Annotated in this window: 22 protein-coding genes, 1 tRNA gene and 1 pseudogene; 17 read left to right on the forward strand and 7 right to left on the reverse strand. The window is 67.0% G+C overall.

The window, feature by feature from the left end; genetic code table 11:
- Positions 1-22 precede the first annotated feature (22 nt).
- The gene (locus OVA17_RS07820) at positions 23-697 is read left to right on the forward strand and encodes a hypothetical protein (protein WP_210072420.1); all 675 of its coding nucleotides are present in this window, start codon (positions 23-25) and stop codon (positions 695-697) included.
- Between the two features lie 52 nt (positions 698-749).
- Here OVA17_RS07820 and OVA17_RS07825 read toward each other — a convergent pair whose 3' ends face one another.
- Complete coding sequence (locus OVA17_RS07825; protein WP_267789303.1) at positions 750-2,288, reverse strand: amino acid permease; 1,539 nt, start codon at positions 2,286-2,288, stop codon at positions 750-752.
- Between the two features lie 146 nt (positions 2,289-2,434).
- Between OVA17_RS07825 and OVA17_RS07830 the strand changes: the two genes are divergently transcribed.
- The 6 genes from OVA17_RS07830 to OVA17_RS07855 all read left to right on the forward strand — a co-directional run bounded on the left by OVA17_RS07830 (position 2,435) and on the right by OVA17_RS07855 (position 8,216).
- Positions 2,435-3,790 (forward strand): glutamine synthetase family protein, encoded by a 1,356-nt coding sequence (locus tag OVA17_RS07830; protein ID WP_267789304.1) that lies wholly within the window; start codon positions 2,435-2,437, stop codon positions 3,788-3,790.
- On the forward strand, positions 3,771-4,595 hold the full coding sequence (locus OVA17_RS07835) for a gamma-glutamyl-gamma-aminobutyrate hydrolase family protein (RefSeq protein ID WP_267789305.1): 825 nt from the start codon (positions 3,771-3,773) through the stop codon (positions 4,593-4,595). Before OVA17_RS07830 ends, OVA17_RS07835 begins: the two co-directional genes overlap by 20 nt.
- Positions 4,592-5,947 carry an aldehyde dehydrogenase family protein gene (locus OVA17_RS07840; RefSeq protein ID WP_267789306.1) on the forward strand — a complete coding sequence of 452 codons (1,356 nt, stop codon included), beginning with the start codon at positions 4,592-4,594 and terminating at the stop codon, positions 5,945-5,947. Before OVA17_RS07835 ends, OVA17_RS07840 begins: the two co-directional genes overlap by 4 nt.
- Positions 5,948-6,055: 108 nt before the next feature.
- Positions 6,056-6,835, forward strand: a complete 780-nt coding sequence (locus OVA17_RS07845; RefSeq protein WP_267789307.1) for a 3-oxoacyl-ACP reductase — start codon at positions 6,056-6,058, stop codon at positions 6,833-6,835.
- 25 nt (positions 6,836-6,860) lie between these two features.
- The gene (locus tag OVA17_RS07850) at positions 6,861-7,577 is read left to right on the forward strand and encodes a FadR/GntR family transcriptional regulator (RefSeq protein ID WP_210072414.1); all 717 of its coding nucleotides are present in this window, start codon (positions 6,861-6,863) and stop codon (positions 7,575-7,577) included.
- Between the two features lie 228 nt (positions 7,578-7,805).
- A complete protein-coding gene (locus OVA17_RS07855) occupies positions 7,806-8,216 on the forward strand; it encodes a dehydrogenase (protein WP_210072413.1) in 411 nt (136 codons plus the stop codon).
- 530 nt (positions 8,217-8,746) lie between these two features.
- Here the strand turns inward: OVA17_RS07855 and radA are convergent.
- Together radA and OVA17_RS07865 are read right to left on the reverse strand one after the other, a co-directional pair.
- Positions 8,747-10,114, reverse strand: coding sequence for a DNA repair protein RadA (radA, locus tag OVA17_RS07860; RefSeq protein ID WP_210072412.1), 1,368 nt, complete (start codon positions 10,112-10,114; stop codon positions 8,747-8,749).
- Positions 10,115-10,176: 62 nt separating this feature from the next.
- Positions 10,177-11,130, reverse strand: a complete 954-nt coding sequence (locus tag OVA17_RS07865; RefSeq protein ID WP_267789308.1) for an L-lactate dehydrogenase — start codon at positions 11,128-11,130, stop codon at positions 10,177-10,179.
- Between the two features lie 304 nt (positions 11,131-11,434).
- On the opposite strand from OVA17_RS07865, the gene OVA17_RS07870 reads away from it, so the two are divergent.
- Positions 11,435-11,524: transfer RNA gene (locus tag OVA17_RS07870), tRNA-Ser, on the forward strand.
- A 708-nt stretch (positions 11,525-12,232) separates the two neighbouring features.
- Here OVA17_RS07870 and OVA17_RS07875 read toward each other — a convergent pair.
- From OVA17_RS07875 to OVA17_RS16420, 4 genes and pseudogenes are all read right to left on the reverse strand, one after another.
- Positions 12,233-12,685 (reverse strand): hypothetical protein, encoded by a 453-nt coding sequence (locus OVA17_RS07875; protein WP_267789309.1) that lies wholly within the window; start codon positions 12,683-12,685, stop codon positions 12,233-12,235.
- A 462-nt stretch (positions 12,686-13,147) separates the two neighbouring features.
- On the reverse strand, positions 13,148-13,468 hold the full coding sequence (locus OVA17_RS07880; protein ID WP_267789310.1) for a hypothetical protein: 321 nt from the start codon (positions 13,466-13,468) through the stop codon (positions 13,148-13,150).
- A gap of 315 nt (positions 13,469-13,783) precedes the next feature.
- Positions 13,784-14,776, reverse strand: a pseudogene (locus OVA17_RS07885) (IS3 family transposase).
- A gap of 487 nt (positions 14,777-15,263) precedes the next feature.
- Positions 15,264-15,608 (reverse strand): MarR family winged helix-turn-helix transcriptional regulator, encoded by a 345-nt coding sequence (locus OVA17_RS16420; protein WP_267789311.1) that lies wholly within the window; start codon positions 15,606-15,608, stop codon positions 15,264-15,266.
- A gap of 252 nt (positions 15,609-15,860) precedes the next feature.
- Between OVA17_RS16420 and OVA17_RS07895 the strand changes: the two genes are divergently transcribed.
- From OVA17_RS07895 to OVA17_RS07935, 9 genes are all read left to right on the forward strand, one after another.
- A complete protein-coding gene (locus OVA17_RS07895) occupies positions 15,861-17,519 on the forward strand; it encodes a DHA2 family efflux MFS transporter permease subunit (RefSeq protein ID WP_267789312.1) in 1,659 nt (552 codons plus the stop codon).
- Positions 17,516-18,712 (forward strand): FAD-dependent monooxygenase, encoded by a 1,197-nt coding sequence (locus tag OVA17_RS07900; protein WP_267789313.1) that lies wholly within the window; start codon positions 17,516-17,518, stop codon positions 18,710-18,712. The genes OVA17_RS07895 and OVA17_RS07900 overlap by 4 nt, the downstream gene beginning before the upstream one ends.
- A gap of 170 nt (positions 18,713-18,882) precedes the next feature.
- Positions 18,883-19,311 (forward strand): MarR family winged helix-turn-helix transcriptional regulator, encoded by a 429-nt coding sequence (locus OVA17_RS07905; RefSeq protein ID WP_267789314.1) that lies wholly within the window; start codon positions 18,883-18,885, stop codon positions 19,309-19,311.
- Between the two features lie 136 nt (positions 19,312-19,447).
- Positions 19,448-20,896, forward strand: coding sequence for an RNA polymerase sigma factor (locus tag OVA17_RS07910; RefSeq protein ID WP_267789315.1), 1,449 nt, complete (start codon positions 19,448-19,450; stop codon positions 20,894-20,896).
- Positions 20,897-21,041: 145 nt separating this feature from the next.
- Complete coding sequence (locus OVA17_RS07915; RefSeq protein WP_115915803.1) at positions 21,042-21,665, forward strand: hypothetical protein; 624 nt, start codon at positions 21,042-21,044, stop codon at positions 21,663-21,665.
- A 221-nt stretch (positions 21,666-21,886) separates the two neighbouring features.
- Positions 21,887-22,453 carry a hypothetical protein gene (locus OVA17_RS07920; RefSeq protein WP_267789316.1) on the forward strand — a complete coding sequence of 189 codons (567 nt, stop codon included), beginning with the start codon at positions 21,887-21,889 and terminating at the stop codon, positions 22,451-22,453.
- The gene (locus tag OVA17_RS07925) at positions 22,450-23,049 is read left to right on the forward strand and encodes a hypothetical protein (protein WP_267789317.1); all 600 of its coding nucleotides are present in this window, start codon (positions 22,450-22,452) and stop codon (positions 23,047-23,049) included. The genes OVA17_RS07920 and OVA17_RS07925 overlap by 4 nt, the downstream gene beginning before the upstream one ends.
- Entirely contained in the window at positions 23,046-23,627 is a 582-nt protein-coding gene (locus OVA17_RS07930; protein ID WP_267789318.1) for a hypothetical protein, read from the forward strand. The genes OVA17_RS07925 and OVA17_RS07930 overlap by 4 nt, the downstream gene beginning before the upstream one ends.
- Positions 23,624-24,892, forward strand: a complete 1,269-nt coding sequence (locus OVA17_RS07935) for a hypothetical protein (RefSeq protein ID WP_267789319.1) — start codon at positions 23,624-23,626, stop codon at positions 24,890-24,892. Before OVA17_RS07930 ends, OVA17_RS07935 begins: the two co-directional genes overlap by 4 nt.
- The last annotated feature ends 53 nt before the right edge of the window (positions 24,893-24,945 follow it).

Here is a 24,945-nt window from a genome sequence, read left to right on the forward strand (position 1 = left end):
CCGCGCCGCCTACCCTGGAACCATGACCGATGCCCCCCGTAGGCGGAGGCAGTCCCCGGCGGTCTACCGTCGTCGTCGTCTCGCCGCAGGGCTCCTCGCCCTGCTGGTGATCGGCCTCGTCGTGTGGCTCGTCGCGGCTCCCCCGTGGCGTGCCGCCCCCACCGCCGAGGCGACTCCTGCTCCCGCTGCGAGCGCTCCCGTTGCCACGGCGACGACGACCGCGCCGGTGGCGTCCGGCGCCCCCTCGGCGTCTCCCTCCGTCTCGCCCACTCCGACCGCGCCCGCGGGGCCCGTCGAGTGCACGGCATCCGACATCACCGTCGCGGCACTGTCGGACAAGAGCGAGTACGCCCAGGGTGAGAACCCTCAGCTGTCGATCAAGCTCACGAACACGAGCGCGAACCCCTGCACCATGAACGTCGGGACGAGCGCGCAGTCGTTCACCGTGACCAGCGGGTCGGACGTGTGGTGGCGGTCGACGGACTGCCAGGCCGAGCCGAGCGACATGGAGGTGACGCTAGCCGCGGGCCAGGTCGTCACCAGCTCCGCACCGCTGACCTGGGACCGTACGCGCTCCTCGGTGAACTCGTGCGGCGGAGAGCGGCCCTACGCGCCCGGCGGGGGAGCGACCTACCACCTGAGCGTGTCCATCGGCGGCATTCCGTCGTCGGGCACGGCGTCGTTCATTCTGCGCTGAACCGGACGAGGGGCGGATGCCGATCGGCATCCGCCCCTCTTGCGTTCGCGGCTCAGGCGCCGGGCTTCTTGCCGAACACCTCGTTCTGCATGGCGTCGTAGCCCTCCGCCTGAGGGTCGCCGTGCAGGCCGCCGGACAGGGCGTACTCCTCCTCGGGGGAGAGGACGAGGCGGTGGCGACCGTAGACCGCGAAGGCGACGAAGATCACGGCGTAGACCACGATGATCGCCACGATCGCGAGCAGATACGCGGAGTTCAGCAGCAGGCCGAAGAAGACGACCGCGGCGATGATCGCCGCCGAGTAGGCGCCGAACAGACCCCAGGGGCTTCTGTAGGGCCGCACCGCGTTCGGGAACTTCCGTCGAAGGATGATGAACGACACCATCTGCAGGAAGTACGCCAGCACCGCGCCCCACACGGCGATGTTCAGCACGATCGCGCCCGCCGGGCTGGTGTCGCCGCCGGCCGCCTGTACGACGACGAGTGCGACGAAGCCGAGAACGGCGCCGAACACCAGCGCGACCCAGGGTGTCTTGCGTGCGCCCGTGAGCGACAACCAGCGCGGGTAGTACCCGGCGCGCGAGAGCGAGTACATGTTGCGCCCGTAGGCGAACATGATGCCCATCAGGGATGCCAGGAGTCCGACGAGAGCGAGCAGCGAGAGAAGGGCCGCGGCCTGGTCTCCGACCATCGCGCGGAAACCGTCGAGCAGGGGTTCGAGCGAGCTGCCGGTGGCGTCGGCGCCGAGCACACCGGTATTCAGGAACAGCACGATGAGGCCGGTGACGATGAGCGTGCCGCGGGCCCAGAGGCCGGCGCGGGGGATGTCGCGAGCGGGATCGTGCGATTCCTCGGCGGCGAGGGGGAGCTCCTCGATGCCCAGGAAGAACCACATCGCGAAGGGGAGTGCCAACAGGATCGACCCGACGCCGAAGGGCAGGAACTCGGTGTTGCCGTCGGTGGGGGCGATGTTCCAGAGCGAGCTCCAGTCGAACGCGCCCGTCAGAAGCGACATCGCGCCGAAGACCACAATGATGCCGATCGAGATGATCGACACGACGATCGCGAAACCGAACGAGATGTTCGCGCCGGCGGCGTTGAGGGCGATGAACAGCGCGTACAGGATGATCCACCAGACGAACGAGGGAAGGCTCACGCCCGTCAGCAGCTCGAGCGCCGAGTCGGCGTACTGCCCCGAGAAGTAGACGACGACGGCGGTCGTGGCGACGTACTCGATCGTCTCGGCGAGCCCCGTCGCCAGGCCGCCCCACGGCCCCATCGCCGACCGGGCGAACGAGTAGGCGCCGCCGGTGTGCGGCATGGCGGCGGCCATCTCGCCGATCGAGAACGTCAGGCCGTAGTACATCACCACGAGAATGACGAACGCGATGAGCATGCCGCCGAAACCGGCGAACCCGATACCGAAGTTCCAGCCCGAGAAGTCTCCCGAGATGACGGCGGCGACGGCGAGACCCCACAGGCCCCAGACGCCGGCCGAGCGTTTCAGCGTGCGTTTTTCGAAGTACGAGGCATCGGTGGCCGTATAGGTGGCTCCGGCGACCTTTTTGCGGGAGTTGCTCGACGTGGACATGGGGCCTCCAGATGGATGCGGACAGGCTTCGGGGTCGCCTTGCCCGAAATCATGGCCTTCTATTGGTCGACCTGTCTACCTTTGACGTGTAAGTTCCTCGTTACGTCCTTCGCACGAGGAGACGTCGACACCGCGAGAGGGAGACCATGGCGGGCAATCTCAGCAGCGAAGAATTGGATGCCGCGATCCAGGCGGGCGAGATCGACACCGTCGTCGTGGCCTTCCCCGACGCCCAGGGCCGGCTCGTCGGCAAGCGCGTCGCGGCGCGCTTCTGGCGCGACGAGGTGCGGGGCCACGGCGCGGAGGCGTGCAACTACCTGCTCTCGGTCGATGTCGACCTGAACACCGTCGACGGGTACGCGATGTCGAGCTGGGAGAAGGGCTACGGCGACATGCTGCTCGTCCCCGACCTCGAGACCCTCCGGACGATCCCTTGGCAGCCCGGAACCGCGCTCGTCTTCGCCGACCTCGCGTGGGCAGATCGCGCGCATGTGGCGCAGTCGCCCCGTGGCATCCTGAACGCCCAGCGTGCTCGTCTCGCCGAGCGTGGACTCACCGCTTACGCCGGGACGGAGTTGGAGTTCATCGTCTTCGACGACTCGTTCCGCGACGCCTGGGCGAAGGGCTACACGGGACTGACCCCCTCCACCGACTACAACGTCGACTACAACCTGCTCGCCACGACGCGGCTCGAGCCCCTGCTGCGCGACATCCGTCTCGGCATGGACGGCGCGGGCATGTACTGCGAGGGCGTGAAGGGCGAGTGCAACTTCGGCCAGCAGGAGATCGCGTTTCGCTACGCCGAGGCGCTCGAGACCGCCGACAACCACACCCTGTACAAGAACGGCGCGAAAGAGATCGCCGACCGACACGGCAAGTCGCTGACCTTCATGGCCAAGTTCAACGAGCGCGAGGGCAATAGCTGCCACATCCACCTCTCCGTGCGCGGCGATGACGGTGCGGCGGTGATGGCCGGCGACGGGGAGCACGGGTTCAGCCCCCTGATGGGGCACTGGATCGCCGGCATCCTGAGCACTCTCCGCGAGTTCACGCTGCTGTACGCCCCCACGATCAACTCCTACAAGCGCTACGCCAAGGGTTCCTTCGCTCCGACCGGGGTGGCGTGGGGCGTCGACAACCGCACGTGCGCCCTGCGCGTGGTGGGCCACGGGTCGTCGCTGCGCGTCGAGAACCGCGTGCCCGGGGGAGACGTGAACCCGTACCTGGCGATCTCGGCGATCATCGCGGGAGGCCTGCACGGCATCGAGAACGAGCTCGAACTCCCCGACCCCCTCACCGGCAACGCCTACACGGCCGGCGTCGACACCCTGCCGACGACGCTCCGCGAGGCAGCCCGTCTCTTCTCGGAGTCCACGATCGCCCGCGCGGCCTTCGGCGACGAGGTCGTCGAGCACTATCTGAACCAGGCGCGTATCGAGGTCGAGGCCTACGACGCCGCCGTGACGGACTGGGAGCGGGTGCGTGGTTTCGAGCGTCTCTGATCCGACCCGTACGCCCGTGGTCGGACTCACGACCTACCTCGAGCGCGCGAAACAGGGCGTGTGGGACGTCCGTGCGTCGTTCCTCCCGCAGCAGTACTTCGATGCCGTGACGGGCTCGGGCGCCACCGCCGTGCTGTTGCCGCCCCAACCGCGACCCGAGCAGGCCGCGGCGACGGTGCTCGACGGGCTCGACGGGCTGATCCTCACGGGCGGCCTCGACGTGCAGCCCGAGCTGTACGGGGCGGAGCGTCACCCGCTCACCGACCCCGCTCGTGCCGACCGGGACGCGTGGGAGATCGCGCTGCTCGCGGGGGCACGAGAGCGCGGCATCCCCGTCTTCGGGATCTGCCGCGGTCTGCAGCTCATCAATGTCGCGATGGGCGGCACCCTGCACCAGCATCTGCCCGAAGCGCTCGGCACAGAGAGGTACCGGATCGGCGGGGGCGTGTTCGCCGAGAACACCGTGGAGGTGGATGCCGAGACCCGGCTTGCCGGTCTCGTCGGAGCCGGCCCCCTCACCGTCCACAGCTACCACCACCAGGGCGTCGACCGGGTCGGCGACGGGCTTCGCGTGACCGCTCGCACCGACGACGGTCTCGTGCAAGCCGTCGAGACCGAGGGCGACGACTACCTCGTCGCCGTGCAGTGGCATCCCGAGGAGAACGCCGAGGACCGGCGGCTGTTCCTCGGTCTCGTCGCCGCGGCGGCGGCCCACCGTGCGTCCCGAGCAGAGGCCGAACCGGCCGTGCCCGCATCGTCCGCCTCCGCCCCCACCTCCTCCGCGCACCAGGGAGTCCCCGCATGAGCACCTTCACCGTCATCGACCCCTCGACCGGGTCGCCCATCACCACGCTCGAACGCGCAGAGATCGACGAGGTGGATGCCGCGGTCGCGGCCGCCGTGCGAGCCCAGGGCACGTGGGCAGCCCTCGCTCCCGTCGCCCGTGCCGACGCGCTGAGGGCCTTCGCACGGGTCGTCGAGGCGCACGTCGAGGAGCTCGCGGCGCTCGAGGTGAAGAACTCGGGCCACCCGATCGGCTCGGCCCGCTGGGAGGCGCAGCACGTCGCGCAGGTGCTCAACTACTACGCCGGGGCGCCGGAACGCCTGATCGGCTCGCAGATCCCGGTCGCCGGCGGACTCGATGTGACCTACCACGAGCCCTACGGCGTGGTCGGGATCATCGTGCCGTGGAACTTCCCCATGACGATCGCGGCGTGGGGCTTCGCCCCGGCGCTCGCCGCGGGCAACGCCGTCGTGCTCAAGCCCGCCGAGCTGACCCCGCTCACCGCTATCCGCCTGGGCGAACTCGCTCTCGAAGCCGGACTGCCGGAAGGACTGTTCCAGGTGATCGTCGGCTCGGGCTCGGTCGTGGGCCAACGCTTCGTCTCGCACCCCGACGTGCACAAGGTCGTCTTCACCGGCTCTACCGAGGTCGGCACCGAGGTCGCCGCGGGCTGCGCGCGGATGCTCAAGCCCGTGACTCTCGAGCTCGGTGGCAAGAGCGCGAACATCGTCTTCGCCGACGCCGACCTGGAGAAGGCCGCCGCGGGCGTCCCCGGATCGGTGTTCGACAACGCCGGGCAGGATTGCTGCGCGCGCAGCCGTCTGCTCGTGGAGCGCCGCGTCTTCGACCGCTTCCTCGAGATGCTCGAACCCGCCGTCGCGGCCTGGAGGGTCGGCGACCCCACGAGCGAAGACACCCAGATGGGGCCGCTCATCTCGGCATCCCACCGCTCCACCGTGCAGGGCTTCCTCGACGGGGCCGATGTCGCCTTCCGTGGTGCGGCCCCCGAGGGCGAGGGCTTCTGGTTCGCGCCGGCCGTCGTGCTCGCGCAGCCCGGCGACCGCATCGCGCGCGACGAAGTCTTCGGACCCGTGCTGGCCGTGCTGCCCTTCGACGACGAAGCGGATGCCATCCGTCTCGCCAACGACACCGCCTACGGTCTCGCGGGCTCGATCTGGACCGAGAGCCTGGGGCGCGGCATCCGGGTCTCGCGCGGCGTGCGCAGCGGCGTGCTCTCGGTGAACTCGCACTCGTCGGTGCGGTACGCCACTCCCTTCGGCGGCATGAAGGCCTCGGGCCTCGGTCGCGAGCTCGGACCGGATGCCGCCGAGCACTTCACCGAGGTGAAGAACGTGTTCTACGCCACCGACTGACGACCTCCATGCCCCTCTCTCTCACGTGACGTCCCACTTCGTGCTGTCGAGGCCGCCCTCGGGCGGCCGCACGTGGGACGCGGTACTGCTCGAAAGGAACCACCACCCATGACCATCGACCTCACCCAGCGTCTGCGCGACCGCGTCGCCATCGTCACCGGAGGGGCCAGCGGGATCGGCCTCGCCACCGCTCGCCGCTTCGCCGCCGAGGGGGCCCGCGTTGTGATCGCCGATCTCGACGAGACCACCGGCACGGCCGCCGCCACCGAGGTGGGCGGTGTCTTCCGGCAGGTGAACGTCGCTGACGAAGCATCGGTGAACGCCCTCTTCGACGGCGTGGCCGCTGATCTCGGCAGCGTCGACATCGCCTTCAACAACGCCGGCATCTCGCCCGCCGACGACGACTCGATCGAGACGACCGAGCTGCCCGCGTGGGACCGGGTGCAAGACGTCAACCTCAAGAGCGTGTACCTCTGCTCGCGGGCGGCGCTGCGGCACATGGTGCCCGCGGGCAGGGGTTCGATCATCAACACGGCGTCGTTCGTGGCGCTGCTGGGGTCGGCCACCTCGCAGATCTCGTACACGGCGTCGAAGGGCGGCGTGCTCGCGATGACCCGCGAACTCGGCGTGCAGTTCGCGCGTCAGGGTATCCGCGTGAACGCCCTCTGCCCCGGACCGGTGAACACCCCCCTGCTCCAGGAGCTGTTCGCGAAAGACCCCGAGCGTGCGCAGCGTCGACTCGTGCACGTGCCGATGGGCCGCTTCGCAGAGCCGGAGGAGATGGCCGCGAGCGTGGCGTTCCTGGCATCCGATGACGCGTCCTTCATCACCGCGACGGCGTTCGTGGTCGACGGGGGTATCACCAACGCCTACGTCACGCCCCTGTGACCCGGTGACGTGACAGGCTGAGAGTGTGACAGACGCGCCGCTCGACGACCTGCGCCGGGCCGTGTACCGCCCCGTGCGCAGCGGCAACGCGCTCGAGGACACCACCGCGCGCATCGTGCAGACCGTGCGGCTCGGGCTCGTCGCACCGGGGGAGTCGCTTCCCGCGGAGCGCGAACTCGCCGCACTGTACGGGGTGAGCCGCGACACGGTGCGGGAGGCTCTGAAAGAGTTGTCGGACGCCGGTTGGCTCGAGACGCGACGGGGTCGCTACGGCGGTACCTTCGTCGTCGACCCCGTGCCCCGGCCCTCGCAGCCGGCGGTCGTGTCGGCCGCCGAGCTCTCCGACGTCATCGCGCTGCGGGGCGTCCTCGAACCCGGGGCGGCGTGGGCGGCGGCCGCACGGTCGCTGTCGGCGGAGGAGCGGGATGTGCTGTGGGCGCGGCACGAAGCGGCCGCGCTCGCCGAGGGGGAGGACTACCGCCGGCTCGACACGCTCCTGCACCTGACGATCGCGGAGTTCGCCGGCATCCCGTCTCTCGTTCCCCTCGTCGCCGACAACCGCGCGCGCGTGAACGCCTGGCTCGACACGTTTCCCCTGCTGCCGCGCAACATCGAGCACTCCACCTCGCAGCACGCCGCGGTGGTGTCGGCGATCCTCGCCGGGAGGCCGGATGCCGCCCACGCGGCCATGCGCGATCATCTCGCGGGATCCGAGGCGCTGCTGCGGGGGTTCTTGGCGTAGGGCTCTCGCGGGGTGCGGTGCGGGGGTGCAGATCGCGGGGCGCAGCGCGCGCCGCGGGTGGAAGGTCGCCCGGCGGGGCGCGAGATCGCGAGGCGGGGCGGCGGTACCGAGCGGCGAAGATTCCGCGGGCGCACGATGCGGCGCGGGCGTTCAATCCTCCGGTCGGGGATTCTCCCGTCGTCAGGCGTCGCGCGGGCGTGCGCGGCGCCGCGCGGATAGGCTCGGAGGATGGCAGCGGGCAAGAAGCGCAAGGGGAAGAAGCTCGACGTGGACTTCAAGAACACCGCGCTCACCGATGCCCTGCAGACCCAGGACATGGCGGCGATCGCCTTCGCCCTGCGTCACGGACCGACGGTCGTGCCGCTGATGACCCCGGGCGACGCCGACAACCCGCTCAGCGTCGGCGAGGTGTGGACCTACCGCGATCCGAACACGGGGCAGCTCGCGCTGCTGCTCTTCAGTGATGCGGCGCACAAGCCCGAGAGCCTGCCTCCCCACGTGGCTCTGCAGTCGCCGCAGTGGCTGCGGACGTTCCTCGGAACGCATCAGGATGCCATCACCACGGTGTTCATCGACATCGCGGGGCCCCACCCGATCCAGGCGTCGCCGGCCGACCTGATCGCCGCTCTCGACGCCTGAGACGCCCCCACGCGCGGGCTCGCACTGCCCACGCCGCGGGGGAGGTCTGGTCTGTCGTCGAGTGTCCAAAACACCCGGAGTGTTTCGAATTTCGTCCGGGTGTTTTGGACACTCGAACGACGGATGGGGCGCTGGCGCGGGGCGAAACGGCCCGGGGTGAGGGGCGCAACTCGCGCGGGTGAAGAACGCGTGCAAGACTCGAAGCCATGGAGTACCTGATCGCCGGTGCCGTGTGCGCCGCCGGACTTGTCATCCCCGCGGTCCTGGGAATGACCTCGCCGCACCGCCGCCGTCGCTCCGCACCTCCCGGTCGCTGATCACGCAGCCTCTGCGCGAATGCGACCCGTGTGCCGTGTGCGTATGGGATGCGCCGGGGCGATCGACGCTCGCTGAACGCGCCGGGTACGTCGATCACGCCGGTCGTTCCATCGCGACCGGGACGACAGGGTGCAGCAACCCGATCGGTCAGGCCGACGTTGCCCCGCGTCAGAACCCCGGCACTCGATCGTGCAGGCCGACGCTGCCCCGCGTCAGAACCCTGGTTCGCTGTCGTCGCGCGGTGCCCCGCGCACCTGCAGCTCGTTGAGGGCTTGAGCGAGCTTGCGGGATGAGGAGTCGAGCACCGTGTGGTACCCGAGGCGCTTTGCTTCGGATGCGCGCTGCGCGGCCTGCGTGACGTTGCGGATCTCGCCGGTGAGGGTGAGCTCGCCGATTGCGGCGAGGCGTTTCGAGACCTTGCGGTTCTTAACGGCGTTGGCCACGGCGATCGCGATCGCGAGGTCGGCGGCCGGTTCGACCAGGCGCACTCCGCCGACGGTGGAGACGTAGACATCGCGGTCGGAGAGCGTCAGACCCATGCGGCTCTCGAGGACCGCGAGCACCATGGCGACCCGCGAAGAATCGACGCCGTTGACGATACGCCGAGGGTTCGGGGCGGTCTGCCGCACGGCGAGTGCCTGGATCTCGACGGGGAGAGCGCGACGGCCCTCCATCGCGATGGTGACGCACGTGCCGGGCTCGGGCTCGCCGTGGCCGAGGAACAGCGCGCTGGGGTCGGCGACCTCGGCGATGCCGGTGCCGGTCATATCGAAGCAGCCGACCTCGTCGGTCGGGCCGAAGCGGTTCTTGAGGGCCCGCACGAAGCGGAGCGAGGTCTGCCGGTCGCCCTCGAAGTGGCAGACGACGTCGACCAGGTGTTCGAGGATTCGCGGACCCGCGATCGAGCCGTCCTTGGTCACGTGTCCGACGAGGATCACGGGCAGCCCTCGCTCCTTCGCGACGCGAATGAGAGCGGATGCCACCTCTCGCACCTGCGCCGGCTGGCCCGCCGCGCCGTCGCTGTGTGCCGACGACACCGTCTGCACGGAGTCGACGATGAGCAGCCCCGGCTCGACCTGGTCGATGTGGCCGAGGATCGTGGCGAGGTCGGTCTCGGCCGCGAGGAAGAGCTCGTCATGCAGGGCGCCGGTGCGCTCGGCGCGAAGGCGCACCTGCGCCGCGGACTCCTCACCGCTGGCGTAGAGCACGCGTCGGCCCGCGCGTGCGCTCTGAGCGGCGACCTCGAGGAGCAGGGTGGACTTGCCGACGCCGGGCTCGCCGCTCAGCAGGATCGCGGCACCGGGCACGATGCCGCCGCCCAGCACGCGGTCGAACTCGCCCACTCCGCTCGTGCGGCGCGGGGCGTCCTGCGTGTCGATCTCGGTGATGCGGCGGGCAGCGCGGGCGGCCCCGGGCGCGACGGGCACGATCGATCGAACGATTCCGGTCTGCTCGGCGGCCTCGACCACCGTGCCCCACGACTGGCACTCGCCGCAGCGGCCGACCCACTTCAGCGTCGTCCACCCGCACTCGGTGCACCGGTACGGGGCGGGGGCTGCAGCGGGACGTCGGGATGCCATGTGCTCAGGCTACGTGGGAGCTCCGACATCGCCGCGTCGGGGTCCCGGCGTCCGGGATCTGCTCAGTCGCGGAGCGACTCCGTGACCGTCGTCAGCGCGTCGGCGGAGCGGCGCAGCAGCGTCAGCTCGGCGTCGGAGAACGGGGTGCCCGTCAGGGGCACGGCGCCGCGGGCAGACACGATCGAGGGGACCGACAGCGCCATGCCGTCGATGCCACGGAAGTCCTGCAGCACCGTGCTGACCGGCAGGACCGCGTGCTCATCGCGCAGGATCGCCTCGACGATCCGGGCGCTCGACAGGCCGATGGCGTAGTTCGTCGCGCCCTTGCCCCTGATGACCTTGTAGGCGGCGTCGCGCACGTCGACGGCGATGGCATCCAACTGCTCGCGATCGAAACGCGTGCCGTCGGGAAGCTCGAACTCGGTGATCGGCACCGAACCGATCGTGGCGGTCGACCACAGGGGGAACTCGGTGTCGCCGTGCTCGCCGACGATCCAGGCGTGCACGCTCGAGGTCGCGACGCCGGCGCGCTGAGCCAGTTTCCAGCGCAGGCGCGAGGTGTCGAGCACGGTGCCCGAGGCGAAGATGCGCCGGCTGGGGAGGCCGGTCGCCTCTTGCGCCAGGACCGTCAGCACGTCGCACGGGTTCGTCACGATCACGTAGATCGCGTTCGGCGCGACCTCGAGGAGCTTGGGCATCATGTCGCGGACGATCGCGGCGTTCGTCGCTGCGAGCTCGGTGCGGGTCTGGCCCGGGTTCTGCTTCGCACCCGCGGTGACGACGACCACGTGGGAGCCCTCGGCGACCGACACGTCGCTGCCGCCCGTGATGTCGCTCGAGCCGGTGAACTGCGTGCCGTGGGCGAGGTCGAGCACCTCGGCCTCGACCTTCTCGGCCGCGATGTCGTAGAGCGCGACGTGCCGCGCCGACCCGCGGATGAGGGCGGCGTACGCGACGCTCGCGCCCACGCTTCCTGCTCCTACGACCGTCAGCTTCGAGTTCTCGATCACGCTCATGGCTCGATCCTGGCAGCGGGGGACGGCGGCCTCCACCGCGGTCGTTCGACGGTGGATGAACGGATGCGTGGGGTCGCGATACGTGCGGAGGGGGTGGGCGTAACTCCTGAGTTCTCGGGTGGTGCGGCGCGGTGCGCGCCGCGCCGGGACCCGGAGGTTCCGGGGTCCGTAGGCCCCCGCGGGGTCGGGTCCCTCGCCTGCGGGGTCAGTTCTCAGGAGTTCGGCACGCGTCGACCGGAAGCCGCGGTGACTGGTGTCGGCCGCCGATTCGCGGCATCCGGTCTTCTGTCGTAAGCTATTCGGCGGTGACGTGTCCGAGCGGCCGAAGGTGCAACACTCGAAATGTTGTGTAGGTTCACCCCTACCGTGGGTTCAAATCCCACCGTCACCGCCACTACGAAGGCCCCGAGTCTCCCGGAAACGCAGGGATTCGGGGCTTTTGTTTTGCACTGTCGACCATCAGCGGTAACGCTGCGGTAACTGGATCGCGAAGACCGCCCACCGGGGTTGGGGCCACTGTCCTGTTGGTCGCCGGTGGAAAGTTCAGACCAGCCGCAGTGGCGGTGGGGTGGCCACTCGCGCGCACCGGGCCAACTCAGCCCTAGCTAGCCTGTGGCCATGTCCTCGGCACGAATTCCTCCGCCGCGTGAATCAGGGATGTCCCCCCCCGGCCTCGCCCGCACTGCCGGTGTGGCCGGCGGGTACTCATTCCTGAAGGTTGTCGCCGAAGGCGCCATCGTCCGCGAACTGCAGCGCCTCGCCGAAGAGTTCAATGGGGGAGAAGCCTTCCCACCCAACACGGAGAAGTTCCGCGCCGATCGTCCATCGGCAGCTGGCGGTACGCGATACTTGTTCGAGGCGTCACGGGGAATGAGCGCTGAGGTGGGCCGTCGGCCAGGAGCCTCTCACTGGGAACCTGCGCGCCCCGGCACTGTGCTCGTTCAGCTCGCCGGCGTCATCGCCGTGGGGGAGCACCCGCCCGGCTTCGAGGAGTATCCCACGCAGGAAGTGCGCGAGCTGTATGTCAGCTGTTGGATCGCACAAGGCTTCACCGCCGCGCTCGAGGTGCAGTCGTTGGTCACCGCGGGCATCCACGACGCGGTCATCGCCGCTGACGCGGTCCAGGCCGGAACGTCAGGAGGGGACCGATCATCACACCGAGGAACGCCGCGTAGACCAGACCCGTCACGAAACCGACGGTGACGGCCGTCGGCCAGGAGAACCCGACACGCGGAACGAGCCACCACGCGATCGCCGCTCCGATCGTCGCGGCCGAGAGCTGCATCAGCGGCCACATCGCAGCAGCGTCCGGGGCGCCGATGTAGGCGACGGCGAGGATGCCGCACCCCAGCGCGGCGACGGCGGCGGGGCCGACCGCGGAAAAGCGGGTCCGTGCTGGCGCCGATACGTCGAGGGCCGCGAGCGGGGGCACGGCCACCAGGGCGAGGATGGTGATGCCGTGGGCCATGGCCATCGTGCCGTCGAGGGCGCCCGGCGACCACGACTGGCCACTTAAGGCGTACACCGCCCCGAGAACCCCTCCCAGGGCGGCCACGACGGCGAGCGGACGGGGCGCCCGGCGTCCACGCGCGCGCCCGGGGGTCGGTGACGAGCGTGAGGGGCGGTGGCGACGACGGCGCCACGGAGCGCCCCTTCATCGCGAGGACGGTCGCGGCCAGCGCACCGGCACCGGTCGTCACCGGACTGAGGGTGGCGAGGCTGATCAGCGGAGCGAGCATCGCTTCTCCCATTCCGCCGATGACGACGCGTCCGATGAGCGGCAGCCGGGCGCGGCGGAGGATCGGCTCAACGATCACCGCGATGCTCACTCCGCCTGCCCCGGCCGCCGCAGCGAAGAGCGGTGTTCAAGCTTCCGCGAGCCGGGGAGCGGCAAGCCCGGCGTCCGCCGCATCGAACCAAGGGACCATGACATGGCGGTCAGACCGTTCAGCGTCCAGGCGATAGAGCTCGCAATGACGACGGCGAGGGCGGGGCCGTCGGACAAGAGGCCGCGCAGTCATAGCACGGCGACGAGCGACCATGACGCGAGCGGGGGAGTGACCGTGCTCGGAAGGAGACCCAGGATGCCGGGGGCGGAGCTCATCGTAGCTAGCACGCCGGCCACGACGGAGAGCGCCGCGGCGGAGAAAGCCGACAGCGCCACGAAGCGGCGGTCGAGGCGCGCGGCCGTACCGTGTACGGCGGCGTCCCGGATCTCTGCCCGACTCGTGGCCGCACGGTTCTCCTCGTGGGCGACGTCGAGAAGCGTGGAGACGAGGATCTCACCGTGTCGTCGACGCCATTGCCGGGGGTACCAACGCAGAAGTCGCCCCCTCACGAATTGATCAACACGATCATGAGGGTCGGGCCATCTCGTCGGGGAAACGTTCGCTGTCATTTGTCCTCCTCGGGGGCTCCGTCTCCGGGCCCCATCGAACATGGAAGACGGAATGTCGACTCAGTTACGACGGGACGCTGTCAGATTCGACCGAAGATCCTCAGCCAGCGAAGATCGGGAGGGGACGGTCAGCACACCAAACGGATACCTTCCTCGCGGAGGTTGTCCTGGCACGCGGCCCGCAGGGTCGTGGTCACCTCACGCGTTGAAATCGTCCCGGCGAAAGATAGTTGTGAATCGGCCTGACTTTCGTTCCTATCGGGAGCCTTGTCCGGCAGGTGCCGGTTGGCCTGATTCTTGGTCAGCGTAGTACGCGGTTTCGACCTCGACTGGGGTGCGCATGTCGAGCTCGCCATGGAGCCGCTGGTTGTTCCACCACCGCACCCATTCCGGGGTCGCAGGTTCGACCTGTTCGACCGTCCGCCAGGGGCCGCGCTGACAGATGAGCTCGGTCTTGTAGAGGTTGTTGATCGCCTCGGCGACGCAACGTATGCGAACCCGGACCACGTCGCGACGTAAGTTACGTCGCAGACCCAGAGTCGCCGCGGCGCTGGTGCGGTGAATCGACGGTTCACGAGATCACCGGCAGCGCGATCGTCTTGTCCGGGCGGGTGGTGAACACGCGCTTGGACGTGCGGACGCCGCGAACTCCGGCGAGGCGCATGAGGCGTTCGGTCTGGTCCCGACCGATGTCCCACCCTTGCCGGCGCATCAGCGCATGCATCTTCCGTCGCCCGTAGACGCCGTAGTTCTCCGCATGCGACCTGGCCACTTCCGGGACGAGGAGTTCGTCCCCCAGTTGCCGGGCCGACGGGCCACGCCCGACTGCGGCGCGATACCCGCGCGCGGTGAGGAAGCCCTGAACCGCCGGGCGCAACACCCGGCAGATGAGCTCGACCCCGAAACGATCCTGATACTCGTTGATGAACCGGACCATCACGGTCAGGGGCGGTCGAGCTCCTTCGCGAAAAACACGCTCGCAGCCTTGAGAATCTCATTCGCCTTCCGCAACTCCGAAACCTCCTTCTTGAGCTGCTTGATGCGCTGCGCTGCCTCGGTCGTGACCCCACGCTTAGCGCCCGCATCCACCTCCGCTTGACGGTGCCATAACCGCAACGTTTCCGGACTCATCCCCAACAGCCCCGCCACATGCCGCGCGGCACTCATCAACGTCGCGTGCGACGGCCGTGTCTTCGCGAGCATCCGCAACGCCCGCTCACGCATCTCCGGCGAGTACTTCCTGTTCATCGTCTTCCATCCTTGCTTGAAGAACGGAACGAAAGTCAGGCCAATTCACGCCTTACATTGGAGCCAATCTCCCCGGACCTCGCCCGGCGCATCGTCGCTCGGCAGGAACAGCCCGGTGACAACTGGCACCGCGAGTATCCCTTCGCGGATGAGCTGGGCCCGTTGACGTCTCTCGCTGCCGCGGAACCGACTGATGACCCCTTCGCCATGTACCTCGTGCGGAGGGCGGACGACGGGTGCGCTGTAGGCGGTTTCGGGTTTTTCGGACCTCCGGATGAGCAGACGAACGGTTCCTATGTCGCGCTTCTGACATAACGTCGAGTATCGGCAGGGAACCGCTCCGTTTCCGACGAGAATCGATGGATACGTCAGGCTCCGTTTCCCGCGTCTGCTCGGCGAGTCGAGCGCCGCCGTCGGGCCGGAGAAGAGTCCTTACGAAACGACAGATTGCCCGGCCTCGCGACTACGACAGGTGAGGCAGCGGGATCTAGCTATCTGGACTTTCCGAGATGTGGTCATCGGTGGCCTTTCGTAACTCGATCAGCAGCGCTGAGAATTCAGCAAGGAACGCAGGAGAGTGCGCGGCGAGAATCGAGTCGAGGCGTCGCCCGAGCGGCTCGAAGAAATCATCCGCGAGTCGTTGCACCTCAGGCGTCGAGTGCAGGGTCACGATCCGGCGATCCGCCTGTATGCGGCTGCGGGTGACGTGGCCGACCGCTTCGAGTCGGTTCAGCAGGGTCGAGGTGGCGCCAAAACTGAGACCGATCTGATCGCTCAGCTTCGCCGGCGAGAGCGGTGTGCCGCGTTCTTCGGCGCTGAGGATTTCGATCATCGCCGTCGCATCGGTGGAGTGCAGCCCGGCGTGAGAGGCGAAGGCCCGAGCGACCCGTGTGTAGGTCTCACCGTAGACACGGAGTGCCTCTGTGACCGGGACGGGAACAGGGTCTAGGTCGCGAGAAGTGTCGTGGTCGCCCACGTTGGCCTCCCATCCTGATGTGCCGCGGTCGGACTTGCAGATTATCACTCCATCAAGCTATTCTTTCGTCGAATCATTTGATCATCAAAGTATCTGAGGAGATGCGCGATGGCCCTGTCCGAGAACGCACGTCGATGGGTCGGTCTGGTTGCCGTAGCCCTGGGTGTCGCCCTGATCGTCGTCGACACGACGATCGTCAACGTCATCACCCCCTCGGTGATCAACGATCTGAACATCGACTCAAGCCAGGCTCAGTGGATCCAAGAGTCGTATGCGATCGTCTTCGCCGCACTGCTGTTGGTCGTAGGACGTATCTCCGACCTCCGCGGCGCGAAGACCGTCTTCCTTGTCGGCGTCGTCGTCTTCGGCCTCACAAGTCTGCTCGCGGGCCTCGCTCCCACGGGCGAGATCTTGATCCTCGCCCGCTTTCTGCAGGGCATCGGAGCCGCCGCGGTATTGCCGACCTCGCTCGCGTTGCTGAATGCGATGTTCACGGGTGCGGCGCGCGGCAGAGCTTTCGCTGTCTGGGGTTCGACGATCGGCGCCGCCACGGCGCTCGGACCCGTGCTCGGCGGCTGGCTATCCGAGCACGTCTCGTGGCGGTGGGCGTTCGGCATCAATATCCCGTTGACGATCGTCATTGTCGTCATCGGTGCACTATTCCTCTCCCAGTCCGCTCGCTCGCGCGGCGGTGTCGACGGTCTCGGCGCCGCCCTCTCTGTCATCGGGCTCGGCCTGCTCGCCTTCGGGGTCGTCGAGGGCCGTGTCTATGGATGGGTCGTCAGTAAGAGTGCGTCCGACCTGTTCGGCTGGCGCTGGGATTCCGGTCTATCGCCCGCCTTTGTCGCACTCGTCGCCGCGGTGCTGGTGCTCGCCCTGTTCGTGTGGCGGCAGGTGCGGCTCAGCCGCTCAGACAGCCGCCACCAGCCGCTCATGGACACGCGGCTGTTCTCGATCGCGTCATTCCGCAACGGCAACATCGCCACCCTCATCATCGGGCTCGGCGAATTCGGCATCATCGCGGTGCTTCCCCTCTGGCTGCAGTTCACCCTCGGCTACTCGCCCCTGCAAGCAGGCCTCGCGCTCGTTCCAATCGCAATCGGTAGCTTCGTCGCCAGCGGCATCAGCTTCCCCTTCTCGAACCGCGTCAGTGCGCTGACCTTCGTGAGACTCGGGCTGATCCTCGAGGTGCTCGGTCTCGCAGGCCTCGGCCTCGTCGCCGCTCTCACCGACGCGTCGTGGCTGCTGATCGCGGTCATTCTCTTCTTCTACGGGGTGGGCGTCGGCTTCGCGACCGCACAGGTCACCAACGTCGTGCTCGCCGACGTGCCCACCGAGGGCGGCGGCCAGAGTTCGGGCATCCAGAGCACCTTCCGTCAGCTCGGCTCGGCGCTCGGGATCGCGGCACTCACGACCGTCTTCTTCTCGTCCCTGGGCACCACGCTCCAGGGCAAACTCGAAGCCAGCGGACTGGCCCCTTCCGACGCGAAAGGCTTCGCAGATGCGGTGACCGACAGCGCCGGTGCGGCGATCGAGCCGATCGGTCAAGTTCCGGGCCTCGACTACGTCGCCGACCTGGCACGCCAGTCGATGACGGATGCCGTGGCGTTCGGCGCCTTCCTCGCCGCCGGGTTCCTAGTCGTTGGCGTCATTGCCACCTACCTAATCCCGTCGCGCCCAGCGGGCTCCGACACCTCAAACCATACGGAGCGGACAGCAAGCGAGCCATCCGCGTTCACGACGACTACGACAGGGGTGGCACGATGACCGCGCGCCGACGCATCCTCATCAGCGGCGCAAGCATCGCGGGGCCTGCACTGGCCTATTGGATGAACCGCGCGGGGTGGGAAGTCACTGTCGTCGAGCGGGCACCCGAGCTCCGCACGGGCGGGCAGAACATCGACATCCGCGGCGCCGGCCGCGAGGTCGCGCGCCGCATGGGGGTGGAGGAAGAAATCCGGGCGCGGAACACCCACGAGGTAGGAACACAGTTCATCGGGACGCGCGGACAGACCGTAGCGAGCTTCCCAGCAGGGCGCGATGACACCGGTGGGGCGACGGCAGAGCTCGAGATTCTCCGCGGCGAACTGTCACGAGTTCTGTTCGACCTCACCAAAGATCACGTCGCCTACCTCTTCGGCACCACGATCCGCTCGCTCGACGAGCGTCGCACCAACATACAGGTCACGTTCGACGACGGAACTGAAGAGCGGTTCGACCTCGTCGTGATCGCCGAGGGAATGCGTTCTCGTACGCGTCGACTAATCTTTCCTGGCACCGATCTGATTGTCTCGAAGAACATGTCAACGGCATACCTGACAATTCCCCGGACGCCCGACGACACCGACTGGTGGCGGTGGTATTCCGCCACCGGTGGGCGGAGCATCACCCTGCGCCCCGACAACCTCGGTACAATCCGCGCCACGCTTTCCTACCCGACCCGTGGTGACGAGGGCGCTGCCACAGACGACGACCCGAGTCGTGTGCGCGCCGCGCTGCGCGAGCGATTTGCCGATGCCGGGTGGCAGGCTCCGCGCGTGCTGCGCGAGATGGCGCACGCAGATGAGCTGTATCTCGATCGAGTCGGTCAGGTGCACCTCGACACATGGCACCACGGTAGGGTCGCGCTCGTCGGCGACGCCGCCTACTGCGCGTCTCCACTCAGCGGCATGGGTACGACCCTCTCGCTCGTAGGTGCCTACGTCCTAGCCGGTGAACTCGGGCGCGGCATAGATATTGAGACAGCTTTACAGCGCTATGAAGAAATCCTCCGCCCGTTCGTCACGCGGGCACAAGATCTCCCACCAGGCGCCCCGCGACTTGCGAACCCCCGTTCTCTCGCCGGAAGAGCAATCTTTCATGGCGTGATGCGAGCGGCAGCGTCACGCGTCGGGCGGCGTCTGACCGCGGGGCTGTTCCGTCCCCCCGCCGACGCGTTCAAGTTGCCCGACTACGAGTGATCAGTGTGCCAGCCCCGCTAGACCACGGTTCGATACTGGTGTGACCTCAAAGCCCACCTTGGATAGCGAACCGTTGCGACGACACGGAGCTGTAGATCAGCAAGGCGGGTCGACAGGACACAGCCTTCGTAGCCACCTGGGACCGGTCCCATGGCGCGTAGAATTTATTGATGCCCGACCATATTCTCGGCGCGCTGCGCTCGAGCCCGACACTGGCGCTTTTGAGCCTTGGACGGGAGTGGAAACGCCGATTTGCGTCCGATCTGACGTCCCTCGAGCTGACACCCCGTCAATTCGCCGTTCTGTGCGATCTGTGGGAGTCGCCAGGCCTGTCCATAAGCGACGTCGGGCGCTCGCACGGCGTGTCCGTCCAAAGTGCACATTCCATCGTTGCAGGCCTTAAGCAACGCGGCTTGGTGGTCGCCGAACAGCACCGTCCGGGAGCATCAGCGAACCTCTTGCTCACTGAGGGAGGATTGGCCCTGCTCCGGCAAGCAGCCGCTGTGGCGCAGCAGCTCGATGCGCAATTCACGCAGCTCCATCCCTCCATGTCACCCGCTTTGTTTCGCGCCGTTCAGATTGAGGAAGATTTGCGTTAGCGCAGGGGGGTTCAGGTAGGTTGATGGTGACGCCACACCTTCAGTCAACCTGAGGAGAAAGACGTGCGGTACGAACGTGCTCATTCGCTGCTCCAGCGGGGCGTCGCGTTCCCCCGTGGTTCCGTAGGCGCATGCCATGGTTGATAGTCGCACTGAACTTTCCAACTGGCTCACCCAGACCTACGTCACGCTCGCTGACGAAATTCGGCGAAATCTCCGGCGCAATGGTGCCTCGCGCTCGGACGCTGACGACGTTACGTCGGCTGCATTTGCGCTTCTTCTTTCGTTCGACGAAGAGCGGCTTTCTCAGATTGAGAATAGGCGCGCCTACTTGCACGCGATGGCGCGGAACTTGCACGCTCAGGCGGTTGCGGAGCAGCGGCGGACATTGACCGGTTTCAACGACGAACTTGATGTCCCGGTCGACTCCGCTGAGCTGTTGCGGGTGGAGGACGGTCAGTTGCGTCAAACTGCTGCGAGAGCGTTTGCTGCGCTGAGTTCTGTGCAGCAACGGTACCTCTTCGCCGCAACTGTTCAGGGTTCCTCTGCGCGCGAGATTGCCGAGGCGGAGGGGATCTCGGTTACGAATGCCACGACTCTGCTGTCTCGCGCCAGGAGAGACCTACGCGTGGCGTATGTCGCGGAACTCCTCTCGGCTACACCGCCGCCATGCGGGTTTGATGTTCCCACTCTTGCCCGGGTGATCATGGGCACCGCTGGAGCTCGGGCGCGCCGTGCCTATGACGCACACGTCATCGACTGCCCTTCATGCCCCCCGCTGGTGAGCACGATCCGCCAGGACCTGGGCCGCGGTGGTGCGACACTCGTACTCGCCATCGTGCTGGGGGGCATCGGAACAGGCCTAACCATCGTCGGGGACGCCCCCTCGGCAAACGCGCAATCGAAAACTTCTCCGCGGCGCATGCTGGCAACATTGGCGGGCCTTCTTACGGCGGTCGCCCTCGGCGCGGTTGCTCTCTCCGGTGTCCCTGAACCCGCTCCCCGTCCCGAACCCGTTCCCATGACGCCGGGAGCGTCGGCACCACCAACGGGGACGCTTGCTGCTCAAGCACCCTCGGCGGTCCCCCTCCCCGCGCCGGGTGAGACGATCCAATGGGCGGCCGAGGTGACATCGGCGTCTGAGGGGACCCGCTACCTCTTCGCGAGCACCTGGATGCAGGACGTGTCGTCCGCCGACAGCGCTCCACCCTCACTGGCTCTGACCATGCGATGGGGCGCCGGACAGGTAACCCTTCCTCACGTCGAAACGCGCCGATCAGGAATCACATATCTCGGGCCGATCAACCCGGGCGAGACGTTGGCAATTCATCACGACGTCACCCGTGGTGTCACGGATACAGATCAGCACGCAAATGTCACACTCGGGACAATTTTCTGGGTGGCGGACACAGCACCCTCCGGGATCGCAGTCGGGGGCACGACGGATCGACCGGATGAGCTCGCGGCGACCGGAACGGACGGCGCCGTGCTTGCTTTGACAGCGCTCGGTGGCGCGGTGGCGCTTTTGGTCGGTTCACGCCTCACACGTTCCGCGCCCGTGTTGCGCAAACCGCCCTGCGAGTAATCGGGCCATCGGAAAAATTTTTCCTCAAACGGTGTGACAAAGCTGCTGTCGGCAGCACACACAGACGGCACCAGGAGCGGGAACTCGACGCTCACGGGCCTCATTCATCACGCGCGCTTCGGCGTGCCAAAAGTAGGGAAACCGCATGAACACCACACAGCTTTCGCGCGGCAAGAAGCGCGCCGTCCTCGCCGTCGGAACGCTCCTCGCAGCCGGCGCGCTGACGACCGCCGCAGCGTTCACCGACTTCGCCAACCTGAACCTGGGCAACGGCACCAACGATTCCGGCGTGGGCGGCAACAACCGCTTCAACATCCAGGTCGTCGGCACCGACGCGAACGGCAACCCCGTCCCCGGGACCTGGCAGGAAGCAAACACCGCAGAAGGTGTCAACATCAACGTCCCCGGTGCTGACCTGCTCACGCCCGGCGACACTGTCTCTGTCGACATCCCCTTCCGTAACGAGTCGCCCGCACTGAGCGCCGATATGGCCTTCAGCCTGCAGGACCGCCCTGGTCGCACCTCCGGCGCGGAGATTGCTACTGCACTGCGCTACACGGTTTCGCTGAATGGAACTGCCCTGGTGACGAACGTCACCCAGGCCGCCGTCGACAACCTCGACCTCGGCGTCTACGCCACCGGCGCCACGGGCACGCTGAACGTTTCGATCTCCCTTCCCGACCAGGGCAGCGAAGCCGCAAACAACGCCCTCCAGGGTCAGGTCTCCTACGTCCAGGCCCACTTCGACGGTACTTCCGTCAAGCCGTAACCACAGACCGCGGTGCCCGGCCCACGGCTCTGGGCCGGGCACCGCACCAACGAGGGGCCGTCCGCACCTACGAGGTAACACCACCACGGCGCTCTCCCCCGAACTCGTGGGAATCAACCACCTCGCCCGGGCGACCCCTCCTCTCAACGGCTCAGAAGGCGCAAATGAGGACACGTATGACAGGCCAAATGAGGCTAGTTCTAAGCCTCGGAGCACTGGGCATGGCAGGCCTCACGGTCACGGCCGCGGCCCTCAGCGACAGCGCAACCGTTCTGGTGCAGATGGACAGCTCTCAGAACCGTTTCGACCTCGACGTGGCAGGAAACTACTCAAGTGAGGCCTCGACGTGGGAGCCCACGGCAGACTCCTGGCAGCAGGGAAACCCCGACGCCTACCGTCTGCCCATCGGGCCCGGCCAATCCAACGTGATGTCCCCGGGGTCAAGCATCTCTGGGCGGATCGCGGTGAGGAACAACTCGCCACGGCTCGCAGGCCTCATCGAACTAAGCATCCTCGATCCTCAGGCTCGCGGCGACGTCACTGACCCTCAGACGGGCAACTTCCAGGAGCTGTTCGAGCAACTCATCTTCACAGTCAAGGACGGGGACACGGTCATCTTTGACCATGTCCCCGCAACCCAGCTTCCTCCTTTCGCGTGGAACGCAGCCCTTCCAGCAGGAGGCATCCGCGTGCTCGACGTCCGTATCGAAATGTCACCCGATGCAGACAACCGGTGGCAAATGGCCTCCACGGACGTTCAATTCAACTTCTCCGGGGTGACACCATGACCAGAATCCCCACCACCCGGAGCGGCCGGCGTCGAGTGATCCTCAGTCTCGGAATTCTTTGCGCACTCGGCGTCGCCGCCACGTCCGCGGCCTTCACCGACCACGCAACCCTGAACTTCGGAACGGGGACACCCGGTTCCGGTGTCGGAAACCCCAACCGCTTCGACATTGCCATAAAAGATGCCTCAGGAAACCTGCAAGATGCCGCTACTCCAACCGCGGCCGTAGTCCTGCCCCTCACCACCGGAACCGCACTTTCCGAAAGCTCGCCCGTACGTCTCGACGTGCGCTTTGAGAACCGCAATCCCGGTGTCCCCGGTGACCTTCTCCTTCAGGTGTTCGACCCCGACGACACCGGGGAAGGCGATCTGTTCCACAACCTGCGGTTCACCATCTACATCAACGGATCGAGCACTCCCGCCGTTACCGGAGCCACGGCGGACCAACTAAATGCTGCTGCCGTCACCGCCCCCAACGTCGCTCCTGGTGACGGCGTCGACGTCAGGTACGACATCCTCATCGCTCCCGGAACAGGCGTGGCTTCCCTGGGGAAGACCACGCAAATCGGCGCTAGCGCGAAGGGAACAAGCCGATGAGATTCCCGAAAGCAGCCGCATTCGCACTCGCCCTCATCATGGTTCTCACGCCAGTCGGCGCCGCGGCCGCCGCAGGGCGGCTGATCGAAGCGGATCCCAGCGTGATCGCCCTCGACGCACCCGGCCCCGGACAATCCCGGGCATGGGAAATGTCAGTCAGAAGCGTGACCGACCAAACCGTGCCGCTCACCCTGTCTGTCACAGGAGAATCGGCACAACTATTCGACGGCCCAACGCCACTGCAACTAGACCTGAAAGACCCCCGCAACGGAACGGTGGTGTTCTCCGGGCCCGTCGCCAACGTGCTCGGTTCCAGCATCACTCTCCCAAACCTCGCGGGGAGGAGCAATTACGCGCTCGAAGGCTCGGTGACTCTGCCGGCATCCGCAGACAATCGCTACCAGAACGCGAGCGGCAACCTCATACTCACCTTCCACGCGGAAAGTACCACCGCCGCGCCCTCACAGCTTGCGATCACCGGCAGCAACCTCACTACTGGCCTCCTTCTCCTCCTTGGAGTCCCCCTGGTGCTTTGCGGTGCAATCATTCTGATTGCCCGCAGAAAGAGAAACCAATGACCTCTTCTCTGCGAATGAAAACACGTCTCACGGTGGCGACAGTAGGCGTACTGGGAGCCGCAGCCATCGTTGCCAGCGTCGGCGTCACGACCTCCGCATATGTGGACTCCACCTACGCCCGCACCGACTCGTTGTCGGTCCAGGCCGTCGCACCATTCCAGCCAGGCCTCGCCCGAAACTCACGTATGGTCGACACCGGAATCGCGCTCGGCAACAACGGAAACGTATACGTGTGGGGGCTCACAGGCCTGGCCATCAACGGTGGAGCGGGGAACCCCGGAGGTCAGCGCGCTCCTCAACAGGTTCCGCTGCCCGGCGGCCAGATCAAGCAGATCGCCTCTGGTATTTACAACGCGAACGCTCTCGCTGCAGATGGCACGGTTTACGGTTGGGGCCTTTATCCACAGCGGGATGGCACCGACGCATCAAAACCAAACGACAACCCCCGCCAAATACGTATCGGCACCGCATGGACGGGGACCGGTCCAGTACTCGATCAGATCTTGTCAATCTCTTCCACAGAAAACGCTGGCGCCGGCATTCGCGCAGACGGATCCATCTGGAATTGGGGTGAACCTGTCGGGTACGGGGGGAACTCAGGCCCCGGCGCATCTAAAGTCGCCGGCCTTCCGGACCCTTCGGTAGCCGGAAACCGGCCGGTCTACCTCAAAGGTGCGTACACGAACTTTTTCACCATCCTCGAGAACGGCGATGTGTACTACTGGGGTGGCGCTGGCTCCAACAGCCTCCCCCCCGGCACAGCTCAGTCCACGAACGCCGCCCTCGTTACCGCGCTGTCCCCGTGGATGAAGAAGAACGTCGCATCCGGCGCCTCGTACATCACGGCGGTCGACGGTGGCATCGGGATGGGAGCAGCGACCTTGTCAAACGGGAATGTGCTCAGCTGGGGCAGTAACGCCTCGCGAACTGGACGCGGCCTGCCGACCAGCCCCGCAATAATCCCGAGCTTGTCGAACATTTCGTCCATGCAGTTCGGCTATACCGGCGCAACTTTCGTCACTCCGGACGGGACCCTATGGGGATACGGCGCCAGTGACGATTACGGACAACTACCCGTCCTCCCTGTTGTCGTGGACACCAACGTCTCACAATTCGCCGCAGGTCAGGGGTACTACCTGTGGCAACGCCAGAACGGAACCTATTGGGGGCGCGGGTACAACCCTCAGGGGGCTATCGGCCTGCCCGTTGGAACCCAAACAGCCAATCGACAGATCAGCTGGGACCTGTCGTTCGCATCGAGATGAGATTCATGAAACAGTTTTCGCCCCCTCGGCGCTACGGTCCTGGCGTACTCGTC

Source organism: Microbacterium sp. SL75, assembly GCF_026625865.1.
In the GTDB taxonomy this organism is placed as follows: Bacteria; Actinomycetota; Actinomycetes; order Actinomycetales; family Microbacteriaceae; genus Microbacterium.

Excerpts from the sequence above, each read along its gene's own strand:
- OVA17_RS07820 (WP_210072420.1), top strand. The coding sequence starts at position 23 with ATGACCGATGCCCCCCGTAGGCGGAGGCAGTCCCCGGCGGTCTACCGT.
- OVA17_RS07825 (WP_267789303.1), bottom strand. The coding sequence starts at position 2,288 with ATGTCCACGTCGAGCAACTCCCGCAAAAAGGTCGCCGGAGCCACCTAT.
- OVA17_RS07830 (WP_267789304.1), top strand. The coding sequence starts at position 2,435 with ATGGCGGGCAATCTCAGCAGCGAAGAATTGGATGCCGCGATCCAGGCG.
- OVA17_RS07840 (WP_267789306.1), top strand. The coding sequence starts at position 4,592 with ATGAGCACCTTCACCGTCATCGACCCCTCGACCGGGTCGCCCATCACC.
- OVA17_RS07845 (WP_267789307.1), top strand. The coding sequence starts at position 6,056 with ATGACCATCGACCTCACCCAGCGTCTGCGCGACCGCGTCGCCATCGTC.
- OVA17_RS07855 (WP_210072413.1), top strand. The coding sequence starts at position 7,806 with ATGGCAGCGGGCAAGAAGCGCAAGGGGAAGAAGCTCGACGTGGACTTC.
- radA (WP_210072412.1), bottom strand. The coding sequence starts at position 10,114 with ATGGCATCCCGACGTCCCGCTGCAGCCCCCGCCCCGTACCGGTGCACC.
- OVA17_RS07865 (WP_267789308.1), bottom strand. The coding sequence starts at position 11,130 with ATGAGCGTGATCGAGAACTCGAAGCTGACGGTCGTAGGAGCAGGAAGC.
- OVA17_RS16420 (WP_267789311.1), bottom strand. The coding sequence starts at position 15,608 with ATGATCGAAATCCTCAGCGCCGAAGAACGCGGCACACCGCTCTCGCCG.
- OVA17_RS07895 (WP_267789312.1), top strand. The coding sequence starts at position 15,861 with ATGGCCCTGTCCGAGAACGCACGTCGATGGGTCGGTCTGGTTGCCGTA.
- OVA17_RS07900 (WP_267789313.1), top strand. The coding sequence starts at position 17,516 with ATGACCGCGCGCCGACGCATCCTCATCAGCGGCGCAAGCATCGCGGGG.
- OVA17_RS07905 (WP_267789314.1), top strand. The coding sequence starts at position 18,883 with ATGCCCGACCATATTCTCGGCGCGCTGCGCTCGAGCCCGACACTGGCG.
- OVA17_RS07910 (WP_267789315.1), top strand. The coding sequence starts at position 19,448 with ATGGTTGATAGTCGCACTGAACTTTCCAACTGGCTCACCCAGACCTAC.
- OVA17_RS07915 (WP_115915803.1), top strand. The coding sequence starts at position 21,042 with ATGAACACCACACAGCTTTCGCGCGGCAAGAAGCGCGCCGTCCTCGCC.
- OVA17_RS07920 (WP_267789316.1), top strand. The coding sequence starts at position 21,887 with ATGGCAGGCCTCACGGTCACGGCCGCGGCCCTCAGCGACAGCGCAACC.
- OVA17_RS07925 (WP_267789317.1), top strand. The coding sequence starts at position 22,450 with ATGACCAGAATCCCCACCACCCGGAGCGGCCGGCGTCGAGTGATCCTC.
- OVA17_RS07930 (WP_267789318.1), top strand. The coding sequence starts at position 23,046 with ATGAGATTCCCGAAAGCAGCCGCATTCGCACTCGCCCTCATCATGGTT.
- OVA17_RS07935 (WP_267789319.1), top strand. The coding sequence starts at position 23,624 with ATGACCTCTTCTCTGCGAATGAAAACACGTCTCACGGTGGCGACAGTA.